Below are 12,536 nucleotides of genomic sequence, written 5' to 3' on the forward strand. Positions count from 1 at the left end.
CTACTCCATGTTCGGCTTCCAGCGCACCGGCGACGCCTTCTGGGCCGCCGCGGACCAGATGACCCGAGGCTTCATCATCGGGGCCACCGCCGGCCGCACCACCCTCACCGGCGAAGGACTCCAGCACGCCGACGGGCACTCCCCCATCCTCGCCGCCACCAACCCGGCAGTGGTCACCTACGACCCCGCCTACGGCTACGAAATGGGCCACATCATGCGCAACGGCATCGAGCGCATGTACGGACCGGAGGTTGCCGCAAGCGGCGAAGGAACCGGAGCTGCATCCGATAAGAACCTGATGTACTACCTCACCGTCTACAACGAACCCATCACCCAGCCAAACGAGCCCGAGAACCTCGATGTCAACGGCGTGCTAAAAGGCATCTACCGGGTGTCGGCGTCGGGCGCTGAGGGTCCCAAGAGCCAGATCCTGGCCTCGGGTGTTTCGGTGCCGTGGGCGCTGGAAGCCCAGCGGATCCTGGCCGAGGACTGGGGCGTCTCCGCCGACGTCTGGTCCGTCACGTCCTGGAACGAACTGCGCCGCGACGGCCTCGCCGCGGAGGAGGAAGCATTCCTGAACCCCGGCGAACCTGCCCGGATCCCGTTTGTGGTCCAGCAGATGGCCGATGCGCAAGGTCCTGTCGTGGCGGTCTCGGACTACATGAAGGCCGTCCCGGACCAGATCCGCCAGTTCCTCCCCCACCAGTTCGCCTCCCTCGGCGCGGACGGCTTCGGCTTCTCCGACACCCGGGCCGCGGCACGACGCTTCTTCAAGAACGACACCCACTCCATCGTGGTGAAGACGCTGCAACTGCTCGCGGCGAGGGGCGACGTGGAGGAGGGCGCGCCGTCGTACGCCATGGACCGCTACAAGCTCCTGGACGTCAACGCCGGCACCACCGGCGGAGCGGGCGGCGACGCCTGACGCAGGCCATCCGGCTGTCCTCCTTTGGAGTTTTTGTCCAGATAATGCGCTTTGGAAGCACTTTTGAGGCCATTATCTGGACAAAAACTCGTATGTGATGTGGGGGACTCGCTTGTATATGGTGTGGGAATGACCCATCCGAACAAGCAGAGGACGACGGCGGTGCTGCTCGCCGCCGGGGCGGGCACCCGCCTTGGGCGGGGGCCCAAGGCGCTGCTGCCGTTCCGCGGCCGGACCCTGGTGGAAGTGCTGGCCGGCGTCCTGCTCGACGGCGGCTGCCGCGAGGTGGTCATCGTCCTCGGGGCCGACGCGGCGAAGGTCCGCGACACCACTGACCTGGCTCAGTACACCGTCATCGAAAACCCGGACTGGGAGTCCGGAATGGGCAGTTCGTTCAGACTGGGAATTGCAGCGGCGGCCACTGAAGACCAAGTGCTGATGGCACTCGTGGACCAGCCCGGCCTGACCCCGGAAACCGTGGCCCGCGTACTGGCAACGCACCGGCCAGGCCGGGTGACTGCCGCCGCCTACCGCGGCCCGGACGGCACCCTCCGGCGCGGCCATCCGCTGCTGCTGGACGCCGCCCTGCGTGCCGAAGCGGCAGAATCAGCAACGGGCGACGCCGGTGCCCGGCTCTTCCTGCAGGCCCGCCCGGAACTCATCGACCTGGTGGACTGCAGTGACCAGTCCGGCGGCGAAGACCTGGATACGCCGGACCAGTTGCGGCTGCTGAACTAGTCCACAGCCCGGGCCGCCGCCGGGAGAACGCCCTACTGCCGCGTCCCAGTTGAGAGCAGCTCCTCCAGGCCCCGCTTGAACCCGGATCTGCCGCCATGGGCGGGATGCCTGATTTTGGGCACATCCAGCCCGCTCCGCTGCAGGCTGCGGTGAGCCACGTTGCCCACGGCCACCACGGTTTCGATGCGAAACAGCTCCGTCAGCGCCTGCCAAAACGGAGTTCCGAGCGCTGCCTCGGCAGCCGTCGGCGTGCGGTTGGACAGCGGCCGCCCGGGCACATGCGTATGCCAGGGGCAGGCGCTCCACAACAGGGGAAGGAAGTCCAGCTCGGCCAGCACCTGCCACATCACTGTTGCCGTCGGCTCGGACGCGATGCCCGCAGCTTCGGCCGGGAGCACATAGCCCTTTCCCGGCCCGAACAGCCCGAAGCTGTTCGCGGGCCCTTCGAACATGGTGCGGTTGGTGAAGGGAACGCCGGTGATCCGCATTCCCCTGAAGCCGGGGGCTTCCCCCACGAGCAGCACCTTCGGGGCGCGGTCCAGCATCTCCTGCAGGTAAATCGCCAGGTTCCGGCGGCGCTGCGCATTGGCCGGCACGGCGTGATCGAAGAAGTTGTTGCACCCGGGCCCCGTTGCCACGGACGCGAGCCGGTCAGCAAAGGCGCTGATGGATGATGAAGTCATTCCATGCCCCTTTCGTTTGGCAGCTCGGTAGGGACATCAGAATATCCGTTGCCGCTTCATCGCGTCCCCGCCCCACTCCGCTGCCTTAGCATTGGGGCATGGCGGACATGACCATCTTCACGGTTGGGCACTCCACTCATCCCATCGACGAATTCATCGGCATCCTGAGGGCCCACGGCGTCAGGAAGTTGATCGATGTGCGCACCGTCCCGAAGTCGCGGCACAATCCCCAGTTCAATGGGGACGCCCTGGCGGCGAGCCTGCGTGCCAGCGGGATCACCTACCGGCGGATGCCATCCCTCGGCGGCCTGCGGCACGCCCGAAAGGACAGCCCCAACGCGGCCTGGCAAAACGCATCTTTCCGGGGCTACGCGGACTATATGCAGACCGAAGAATTCTCGACGGCCATCGGCCAGCTGCTGGAACGGGGGCGGACTAACAATGCGGCCATCATGTGCGCGGAAGCCGTCCCGTGGCGTTGCCACCGCTCACTGATCGGTGATGCGCTCGTGGTGCGGAGCGTCTTGGTGCTGGACATCATGACGGAAAAAACCGCCAAACCCCACACCCTGACCTCCTTCGCGCGCGTCGACGGAGTGCGGGTCTGGTATCCGGCAGACTAACCAGCAGAACCGTCGGGGAGCGGCTCAGCGTTGATGGAAGACGCGCTCATTCACCGGCCCGGTCCAATACGGCGGCCACGCGTTCGGCAGCTGAAGCGTCGGCCCTGGCCAAACGTGCCTTCTTGAGGTTTTCCCGCACGATCCAGCGCACATCCTTGTCGTCGCTGGTGGCCCATCTTTGCAGATGCCCGAAGCCCTCCGCCGGTGCAGCCGCAATTGCAACACTCCAGCAGTAACCCAGCCCCTGCCGCAGCACGCGGAACTCTTCGGTGTGCCGGGTCCCGGCCCCCGACCCTGCAACTGACACCGTGATCCGGTCCAGCGCCTCCAACGCCCGGCGCGCATCGTCCGGTGCACTCAGCAGGCGGGGTTCGCAGAAACCGGCCGCAATGGCGCGTTGCACCAGCGGTGGGCCATCCACCCACTCCGCGGCCACGGCCCACAAGGCCGGCATTCTCGCATCGCCAAGCCGCTGCAGGGCCATGGCGACACCCTCGCGAACCCGCCAGCGGGAATCGGTTGCCAGCGCCCTCAGCGCCTCCACGGCGTGCGGCTCGCCGTCGGCGAGCAAGCGGCCAAAGCCAACGGCGCCGCACATCGCCAGGTATTCGTCGCGGCTCTCAGCACACGCTCGGATAATGGCGGGGTCAGCCACATCGGCAAACGCCTCCGCAAGTTCTATGTTCCCCCTCGGACCGGGAAGGCCGGATTCCGCATTCAGGTACGCCACCCAGCGGTCAGGAGGCAGCGACTCCAGAACCGCCCTATAGTCCGATCGTTTGGTCATCAGTCACGTCCTCGCTGCCGGAGTGCGGCTGCCCCTGGAGAGTCCTGCGCCCTACCAGCGCGGGTGGATCGCTTCGCGGAAGTAGCGGTCGTAGATTTCGCGGACGCCGACGTCGAAGGTTGCGTCAATCCCGGTGACATCCGCGGCGGCGGCATTGGAGCGGGCCTGGTCCACATTCCGGGCGCCCGGGATCACCGTGCTGACACCGTCCTGCGCCGCGATCCAGGCGATGGCCGCCTGGGCGGTGCTGACGCCGTCGGGCACCAGTTCCTCGAACTCGGCCACAGCTTTGAGCCCCTGCCCGAAGTCCACGCCGGAGAAGGTCTCCCCGACGTCGAACGCGGAGCCGGTGCGGTTGTAGTTCCGGTGGTCGTCCGCCGCGAAGGACGTGTTCTCGGTGTATTTTCCGGAGAGCAGCCCCGAGGCGAGGGGAACCCGGGCGATGATGCCGACGCCGGCTGCCTCGGCCGCGGGCAGCACCACGTCCAGCGGTTTGAGCCGGAAGGCGTTGAGGATGATCTGCACCGTGGCCGTGCCCTCGTGCCGGATGGCTTCGAGGGCTTCGTCGGTCCGCTCCACGCTCACGCCGTAGTTCCGGATGGCACCTTCAGCCACGAGAGTATCCAGCGCGTCATAGACTTCGGGGTTGCTGTACACGGCGGTGGGCGGGCAGTGCAGCTGCACCAGGTCCAGCTGCTCCGTGCCCAGGTTGCGGCGGGACCGGTCCGTCCACTCGCGGAAATTGGCGAGGCTGTAGTTCTCCGGCTGCTGCTCCATCCGGCGGCCCATCTTGGTGGCCACCGTGATGTCCAGGCCGGCGTTGTCCGCAAGGAATGCGCCGATTGCCTGCTCGCTGCGTCCGTCGCCATAGACGTCCGCAGTGTCGAAGAACGTGACACCGGCTTCCACGGACGCCGCCAGGATGTCCCGTGCCTGCGCGGGGTCCACGTTGCCCCAGTCCGCGCCAAGCTGCCAGGTCCCCAGGCCAACAATGGAGACGTTCCGTCCGGTCTTGCCCAAAATCCGCTGTTCCATCATCCGACTATATGCCGTCGGCTTCCGTCCAGTGCGAGCCGGGATGGCATACTTTTGGTGACTCGAACCGGGGGAATAACTTGAAAATCGTACTGTACGCCGTCTGGGCGCTGTTTGCCGTCGGCATCACGTTGACGTTGATCCATCAGTATCGTAAATCGATGCGCCACGAAAAACTGATTGCCAGCTGGCCAAAGGCGCGGGCTACGGTGACCGGCAGCGTTGCAGGCTGGAGCAACGGCGGCGGCAGCGGAACAAGGAGCCGGCGCTTCTTCGCCACCTACCAGTTCGCGGACCCGTACGGGACTCTCTTTGCAGGCGAATCGGAGGTTTCAAACGCCAACCCGCCGATGCCCGGATCGTTTGTCGAGGTGGCCTACAACCCAATTAATCCCGTCCAGTCATTTCAGGTCCAGAACGGATCCACTGCAGTGCTCGGCATTGCGGCTGCTGTCTTCGCCGCAGTCCTCATGGGCATGTTCGTCTTTATCGGCGTCCTCACAGGCTGAACCATGGACTCCATAAAACTGATCTTCGTGGTGGTTCCGGGCATGTTCCTTGTCGTCGGCCTGATCCTCATAGGCCTCTCGCTGGCCCCGTCCTTTCGACGGCGCCGTGCCGTGTCCAAGTGGTCACGCACCTCGGCCATGGTCACCGGTAACCTCCATGGCACGGACGGACCCGGCAGCAACGGCAGGAACCGCTTCGCCCCGACCTACGAATTCACGGACTCAACGGGCAAGCGCTGGCTGGGCCAGTCGGACAACTACGGTTTCGACCAGGCGATCATCGGAACTACAATTCCGGTGCTGTTCAACCCGGCGAACCCTGCCGAATCCACGCAACCGGTCTTGGTCGTTGCCAAAGGCCTGATGTCCACGGGCCTGATCATGGTGCTCTTTGGGGCCGGGGCCATCACGATGTTTGCCACCGTTCTCTGGTAGCCTCCCGGCGCCGCTATAGGCCGCTGGCCCCCTCCAAGCGCGACGCCCGGCCTGCTTCCTTCAGACCCAGGTAAATCTTGTCCCTCGCGATCGGCAGCTCGGCGAACCTGACGCCGGTGGCGTTCCGGATGGCATTCGCCAGCGCCGGAGCCACCGGATTGAACGGGCTCTCGCTCATTGACTTGGCCCCCAGCGGACCCATCTTGTCGCTGGTTTCGGCGAAGTACACCTCGCTGCGGGGCACGTCCGCGAAGGTGGGGATGTGGTACTGCCGCAGGATGTCCGTGGTGACCTTCCCGCCGTCGTCCACCCTGACGTCCTCATACAGCGCAGCGCCGAGGGCCTGGGCGATACCGCCTTCGATCTGGCCGCGGCACTGCCGCGGGTTGACCACCACGCCGGCGTCGGCGGCCTGGACGCTCTGCAGGATCTTCAGTTCGCCGGTTCCGGTGTTGACCGCCACCCGGAAGCCCTGGACGTTGAACGCGACCGATCGCGGCGTCCCGCCCCAGTGCCCTTCGGTGGCAAGCTCGACGCCGGCAGCTTCGGCGGCGCGGAAGATTTCGGTCAGGGGCACCCGGGTTCCCTCGCAGACCACGGCGTCATCCTCCAGCACGCAGCCGGAGGACTGCACCTGCCGGATCCCGGCAGCGAATGCCCGGATCCGGACTGCGAGCTCCTCGGCCGCGGCCAGCGTGGCCTTGCCGGCCACCACCGTTCCGGCGGAGCCGAAGGCGCCCGTATCGTGCTGCACCAGGTCCGTATCCGACTGCCGCACGGTGACGCGCCCGGCCGTCGTGGACAGGGCGGTGGCCGCGAGCTGGGCGTGGACAGTGGTGGTGCCGTTGCCGAATTCGGCGGTCCCGACGTCGGCCGCGTACGTTCCGTCCGGAAGGAGCCGGACCTTGGAGTGGGCAAAGTGGCCGCGCGGCGGGACGGTGTCGATCATGGACAGCGCCGTCCCCTCCCCCGTGACCCAGTCCGGGCCAAGGTCATCCAGCCCGGCGGCCCGGTACCGTTCGAGCCCGCGTGCCAGTGCGTCCTGCACCAGCCGGGTGCACTGGTCCAGCCCGTAGCTGCCGTAGTGGACGTCCTCTTCCGGTTCGGAATGGGTGGACAGCATGTCGTCGCCCTCAAGGACCATGTTGCACCGGCGGAACTCCAGCGGGTCCATCCCGATCCCGGTGGCGAGCTCGTCGATGCCGGACTCGATCGCGAAGATCATCTGGCTCAGGCCGTAGCCGCGGAACGCCCCGGAAGGAACCGTGTTGGTGTAGACGGCGTGGGCGTCCACTTTCTTGTTGGCGCACTTGTACACGCCCAGGGATTCGCCGCAGCCGTGGAACATCACGCCCGGGGCATGGTTGCCGTAAGCGCCGGTGTTGGTGAGAACGTCCAGCTGCAGCGCCGTGAGCCGGCCGTCCCTGCTGGCGCCGGCTTTGAGGTGGATGGTGAACGGGTGCCGGGTGGTGGAGGCCGTGAACTGCTCCGTCCGGGTGAATTCAAGCTGCACCGGCCGCCTCAGCTTCAGCGCCGCCAGGGCGACGACGTCCTCGGATAGCACTTCCTGCTTCCCGCCGAAGCCGCCGCCCACGCGGCCGGCCACTACGCGGATCTGATCTTCCGGCAGGTCAAAGATCCGGGACAGGGTGCGCCGGACCAGGAACGGCACCTGGCTGGAGGTGCGGACCTGGAGCCGTCCGTCAGGGTCGACCGAGGCGATGGAGGCGTGCGTTTCCAGTGCGGTGTGTTGCACGCGCTGGGTCCGGTAGGTCTGTTCATGGATGAAATCGGCCTCGGCAAACCCGGCGGCCACACTGCCGAGTTCAGAATGCAGCTCCGCTACGACGTTCCGCTCGGGCCGGCTGATCCGTGCGGTGCTGGCGTTCTTTTCGCCGTGAACGGCCGGCGCACCCGGCCGCATCGCTTCCTCGGGCGTGAAGACGGCGTCCAGCACCTGGTAGTCCACTTTGAGGGCGCGCACGCCGGCTTCCGCCGCCGCCACGGAATCGGCGACGACGGCGGCAACCTTCTGGCCGATGAACCGGACCACGTCGTCCAGGACGCGCGTATCGTCCGGGTCGTCGGTATACAGCTCGTGCTGGGCCGTGGAGAACAGCTGTGCCGGGGCGTCCTCGTGGGTGAAGACGGCCACCACGCCGGGGATTTCCAGGGCCGCGGTTGAGTCGATGGAGAGCACCCGGGCGTGCGCGTGCGGTGACCGCAGGAGCTTCAGGTGCAGCAGCCCCGGCAGTTCCCCCGCGGGCACATCCAGGGTGTAGCGGGCCTTTCCTGTCACGATGGCGAGGCTCGCGGGCGCGGGCACGTCGTCGCCAAGCTGGCCCGGCTTGGGCTCGGGCTGGCCCTCGCCGGCGATCCCCGACCCCGGGCCTTTGGGGTCCGGGTGCCCCTCATGGCCGCAGACGGCATCCTCGATGGCCCGGTACCCGGTGCAGCGGCAGAGATTGCCCTTGAGGTTGCGGGGCAGGTTTTCCTTCTGCTCCCCGTCGAACGTGGCGGCCGTCATCACCATGCCGGCAGTACAGAATCCGCACTGGAATCCCTGGCGGTCCAGGAACTGCTGCTGCATCGGGTGGAGGGCACCGGCGTCGGACGAAACCCCGTCGGGCGTTCCGCAGGTGCGGGCCAGGCCCTCGACGGTGGTGACGGCGTGCCCTTCGGCCCGGACGGCCGGGTAGATGCAGCTGTGCACGGGGGTGCCGTCCACATGGACCGTGCAGGCCCCGCAGTCGCCGCCGTCGCAGCCCTTTTTGACGCCGAAGTTGCCCTGCTCCCGCAGGAACGTGCGCAGGCACTGACCGGGACGCGGTTCAGCCGCGGCCGGAACGCCGTTGATTTCGATGGTGCGGGTGGTGTCGTTGGCCATGCTCAGGCCCCTTCCTGCTGAGGCGAAGCCTGCGATGAAGCCGTGTGCCGGGTGTTGTGCTGCGGCGGGGTCTCCTTGGGCGGCCAGAAATCCCCGGAGACACGGACGGGCGGAATCCCGGCCGGGGCCCCGAGCTCGGCCCGGATCTCCTCCGCGAGGCGGTACGTCATGTCTTTCCGCCAGGCCGGCAGGCCGTGGATGTCGTTGTGGTACAGCTCCGCGGGAATGGCGGCATCGAGTGCCTCGACGAGGGCAGCCGCCGACGTCGCGGCACCGTGCGGCGCACCGAAGCGCAGCTGGACGGGGCGTTTGGTGGCGGCGGTGACGGTGAGGACCAGGGTGCCGTCGGCGTCGAGCCTTCCAATCAGCAGCGCCCCGGACCGTCCCAGGTTGCTCAGCGACAGCCGGCGGAACGCCACCCTGGCGGCAAGGGCCTGCGCCGGGAGGTGGATGCTGCGCAGCAGTTCCCCGGGCGCCAGGCAGTTGCGCCCGTCCCCCGTGACGAACTCGGCCACCGGCACGGTGCGGCGGGCACCGCCCGGTCCGAGCACGGTGGCGTCGCCGTCAAGCGCGGCGCACAGCGAAATCATGGGACCGGCAGGCAGAGAGGTGCAGAGGTTGCCGCCCACGGTGGACATGTTCCACACCTTGAAGGAGGCCACGAAGGAGTCGCAGCAGGGGCGGACGAGGCTTAGGGCGGGCCAGGCAGCTGCCCGCTCCCCCAAAACCTCGGACGATGGCAGGGCGTAGAGCTCCGCCACAGTGCATGTTGCCGCGAGCTCGATGCCCGCTTCAGTGACTGTGACGGCGGGCCAGGCCGCGGCGCCGAGGTCCAGCAGCCGGCGTAGCGGCTCCTTGCCGAAGGCGAGGCTCCCGTAGGAGAAGAGGACCGTTCCGCCTGCGAGCCAGGCATCCCCGGCGCGCCATTCGGCCGGGTCCTCGGTGCGGACCACGGCCTCGATGGTGTTCATGTCCATGGGGTCTCCTGGTGTTGCGTGGTGTTGACGTTGTGAATGGGGCCCGTGTGAATGGGGCCCGTGCCGTCCTTCAGCGACGATGCCGGCACGGATGCCCCGGCGGAGCGGCTGCGGCTGGCCACCAGCTCGGCGGTGATGGACACCGCCACCTCGGCCGGGGTCACGGCGCCCAGGTCCAGGCCGATGGGCGAATGCAGCCGGGACAGTGCCTCCGCAGGAACCCCGGCGGCAAGCAGCAAGTCGACACGCTGCCGGTGGCTTCGCCGTGATCCCATGGCGCCCACGTAGGCAAGATCCAGGCTCAGCGCTGTTTCCAGCAGCGGGATGTCGAACTTCGGGTCGTGGGTCAGGACGCAGGCCACGGTCCGGGCGTCGATCCGCCCCGCCGCGGCTTCCTCAGCGAGGTAGCGGTGCGGCCAGGCCGTGACCACCTGGTCCGCGCCGGCGAACCGTGACTGGCCCGCGAAGGCGGGCCGGGCATCGCACAGCGTCACGTGGTAGCCCAGCAGCTGGGCAGCGGGCAGCATGGCGGCGCCGAAGTCGTTGGCGCCGAAGATCAGCAGGCGGGCCGGCGGAAGCCGGCTCTCCACGAGCAGGGTGATGGGCTCCGGACCGGCCGCTGGGTTTGTGGCTGGGCAGCCCTCCGGCGGGGCGAGCCGGACCAGGCCGGTCCGGCCTCCGCGCAGCAGCGGTTCCAGCTGGGCAGCGGCCGCCAGCAACAGCCGCCCGGCGGCCAGTGCCCCAAGAGAGGCAAGTCCCAGCAGCGCCGCGAGTTCGGCCGAAGAGTCCACCCGGTACGTTGCCGGATTCGGGATCACGACGGCGCCGCCCCCGTGGGCGTCCACCCTCCTGACCAGCGCCAGGGCACTCGCGGGGCCATGGCCGGCGAACGCCTGCAGGCTCTCCAGCCTGAGGCCCCCCGGGGCCGAGCCGAGCGGCTCGATGTGGATCTCCAGCTCGCCGCCGCAGGTGAGCCCGACGGCGAACGCGTCCTCGGCGCTGTAGCCGAAGAACTCGCGGCGGGTGCCGCCGTCGTGCATTGCCGCAAGGGCCGCCTCCACGACGGCGCCTTCAACGCAGCCGCCGGACAGGCTGCCGAGGACGTCGCCCGCCTCGGACACGAGCATGGACGTGCCCAGCGGCCGCGGCACGGATCCGCCGGCGCCCACTACGGTGGCCACGGCGCAGCGCTGGCCGGTAGCGGCGGGCTGCCATTCCTTCAGTGAAGGCATCAGATCCAACATTGCTGCACTCCCTTTTCCTGTGCCGCGATGGTGTCCATATTCTCGTTCCTATCCTGCGCCGGGGGAAGCACCGGCAGTAGTGGCGCCTGCCGTAATTTCCTTGCAGCCAGCGATGTTGCAGTTTGGTGGACCGGGGCCGGCCCCATCTGCCTGCCCCGGTCCGGTCTGTGTGGTCCCTACGCGGGGGTCCCCTATGCGCCGAGGAGGGCGTTGATGGGACCGCGGGCGAAGTACACCAGGAAGCCGGCCGTGACCACCCACATCAGCGGGTGCACCTTGCGGATCTTGCCGGAGCAGGCACTGATGACCGCCCAGGAGATGAAGCCCACGCCGATGCCGTTGGCGATGGAGTAGCTCAGCGGCATGGTGACGATGGTCAGGAACGCCGGGAGCGCCACCGAGAACTTGCTGAACTTGATCTCGCGGATCTGTGCCATCATCATGGCGCCAACCACCACCAGGGCTGCGGCGGCCACTTCCAGCGGCACCACTGACGTGAGCGGGGTCAGGAACATCGAGCCCAGGAACAGCACGCCCGTGACCACGGAAGCCAGTCCGGTGCGGGCGCCTTCCCCGATGCCCGCGGCGGAATCGATGTACACCGTGTTGGATGAACCGGAGGTGGCACCGCCCGCGACAGCTCCCAGGCCTTCGACGATGAAGGCCGACTTCAGCCGCGGGAACGTGCCGTCCTTGTGCGCCACGCCGGCGCTCTTGGCCAGGCCGGTCATGGTGCCCATGGCGTCAAAGAAGTTGGTGAACACCAGGGTGAACACCAGCATGGTGGCGGCGAGTCCGCCGATCCGGCCGAAGGCGCCGAACAGGTCGAACTGGCCAACCAGGCCAAGGTCCGGGGCGGACACGAGCTGACCGGAGAGAACAGGGGTGTTCAGGTGCCAGCCGCCGGGGTTGCTGTCGCTGCCCGGGCCGATCTTCATGACTGCTTCGACGACCGCGGCCAGCACGGTGGTGGCCACGATGCCGATCAGCAGGCCGCCCTGCACCTTGCGGGCCACGAGGACGCCCATGACCAGCAGCCCCACGATGAACACCAGGGTGGGAACCGAGGTGATGGAGCCGTTGTCACCCAGCTGGACCGGAGGGCCCGCCGTCGTGGCCCGGACAAAGCCCGAATCCACGAACCCGATGAAGGCGATAAACAGGCCGATGCCCACCGTGATGGCGGCCTTCAGCTCCTTGGGCACTGCCCGGAAGATGGCTGTCCGGGCGCCGGTGACGCCGAAGAGCACAATCAGGATGCCGTTGATGACCACCAGGCCCATGGCCTCGGCCCAGGTGACTTCCTGGATCACTGCCACTGCCAGGAAGGAGTTGATGCCCAGGCCTGCCGCAAGTCCGAAGGGGAGGTTGGCGATCAGTCCGAACAGGATGGTCATCACGCCGGCGGTCAGGCCGGTGACGGCACCGACCTGCGCTGCGGACAGCCAGCCCCCGGCAACGTCGGTCGGGGCATTGTCCGCGCTGAAGCCGCCCAGGATCAGCGGGTTCAGGATCACGATGTAGGCCATGGTGAAGAAGGTGACCAGTCCGCCGCGGACCTCGCGGGCCACGGTGGAGCCGCGCTTGGTGATCTCGAAGAAACGGTCCAGGAAGGCGTTCGACGGCCGCGGGCGCTTGGGGGCGGCAGGCTGCTGCCGCTCTTCGACGGTGGTGTCCAGGATTGTCATGTCAG

General features: G+C 67.7%; 12 protein-coding genes. 5 read left to right on the forward strand and 7 right to left on the reverse strand.

What is annotated here, in order from left to right:
• A partial coding sequence (locus tag AC1DRE_RS20200) for a transketolase-like TK C-terminal-containing protein (RefSeq protein ID WP_476986285.1) occupies nt 1-925 on the forward strand: 925 nt, incomplete at its 5' end.
• 129 nt (nt 926-1,054) lie between these two features.
• Entirely contained in the window at nt 1,055-1,663 is a 609-nt protein-coding gene (gene nboR / locus AC1DRE_RS20205) for a nicotine blue oxidoreductase (RefSeq protein ID WP_476986286.1), read from the forward strand.
• 32 nt (nt 1,664-1,695) lie between these two features.
• Here the strand turns inward: nboR and AC1DRE_RS20210 are convergent, their stop codons facing one another.
• Nucleotides 1,696-2,346 carry a uracil-DNA glycosylase gene (locus AC1DRE_RS20210; protein ID WP_476986287.1) on the reverse strand — a complete coding sequence of 217 codons (651 nt, stop codon included), beginning with the start codon at nt 2,344-2,346 and terminating at the stop codon, nt 1,696-1,698.
• A gap of 98 nt (nt 2,347-2,444) precedes the next feature.
• On the opposite strand from AC1DRE_RS20210, the gene AC1DRE_RS20215 reads away from it, so the two are divergent.
• Nucleotides 2,445-2,969, forward strand: a complete 525-nt coding sequence (locus tag AC1DRE_RS20215) for a DUF488 domain-containing protein (RefSeq protein WP_476986288.1) — start codon at nt 2,445-2,447, stop codon at nt 2,967-2,969.
• 46 nt (nt 2,970-3,015) lie between these two features.
• Here AC1DRE_RS20215 and AC1DRE_RS20220 read toward each other — a convergent pair whose 3' ends face one another.
• Complete coding sequence (locus AC1DRE_RS20220) at nt 3,016-3,756, reverse strand: HEAT repeat domain-containing protein (RefSeq protein ID WP_476986289.1); 741 nt, start codon at nt 3,754-3,756, stop codon at nt 3,016-3,018.
• 51 nt (nt 3,757-3,807) lie between these two features.
• Nucleotides 3,808-4,791, reverse strand: coding sequence for an aldo/keto reductase (locus tag AC1DRE_RS20225; protein WP_476986290.1), 984 nt, complete (start codon nt 4,789-4,791; stop codon nt 3,808-3,810).
• 80 nt (nt 4,792-4,871) lie between these two features.
• Here AC1DRE_RS20225 and AC1DRE_RS20230 point away from each other — a divergent pair, with 80 nt between their 5' ends.
• On the forward strand, nt 4,872-5,300 hold the full coding sequence (locus tag AC1DRE_RS20230; protein ID WP_476986291.1) for a DUF3592 domain-containing protein: 429 nt from the start codon (nt 4,872-4,874) through the stop codon (nt 5,298-5,300).
• Between the two features lie 3 nt (nt 5,301-5,303).
• Complete coding sequence (locus AC1DRE_RS20235; protein ID WP_476986292.1) at nt 5,304-5,735, forward strand: DUF3592 domain-containing protein; 432 nt, start codon at nt 5,304-5,306, stop codon at nt 5,733-5,735.
• A gap of 13 nt (nt 5,736-5,748) precedes the next feature.
• On the opposite strand, the gene AC1DRE_RS20240 is transcribed toward AC1DRE_RS20235, so the two are convergent.
• From AC1DRE_RS20240 to AC1DRE_RS20255, 4 genes are all read right to left on the reverse strand, one after another.
• Nucleotides 5,749-8,622 (reverse strand): molybdopterin-dependent oxidoreductase, encoded by a 2,874-nt coding sequence (locus tag AC1DRE_RS20240; RefSeq protein ID WP_476986293.1) that lies wholly within the window; start codon nt 8,620-8,622, stop codon nt 5,749-5,751.
• 2 nt (nt 8,623-8,624) lie between these two features.
• Nucleotides 8,625-9,599 (reverse strand): FAD binding domain-containing protein, encoded by a 975-nt coding sequence (locus tag AC1DRE_RS20245; protein WP_476986294.1) that lies wholly within the window; start codon nt 9,597-9,599, stop codon nt 8,625-8,627.
• Nucleotides 9,590-10,843: an XdhC family protein gene (locus AC1DRE_RS20250; RefSeq protein ID WP_476986295.1), complete on the reverse strand. Its 1,254-nt coding sequence runs from the start codon at nt 10,841-10,843 to the stop codon at nt 9,590-9,592. The genes AC1DRE_RS20245 and AC1DRE_RS20250 overlap by 10 nt, the downstream gene beginning before the upstream one ends.
• Nucleotides 10,844-11,034: 191 nt before the next feature.
• The gene (locus tag AC1DRE_RS20255; RefSeq protein WP_476986419.1) at nt 11,035-12,531 is read right to left on the reverse strand and encodes an NCS2 family permease; all 1,497 of its coding nucleotides are present in this window, start codon (nt 12,529-12,531) and stop codon (nt 11,035-11,037) included.
• Nucleotides 12,532-12,536 lie beyond the last annotated feature (5 nt).

It is taken from the genome of Arthrobacter sp. P4_H3 (assembly GCF_056400885.1).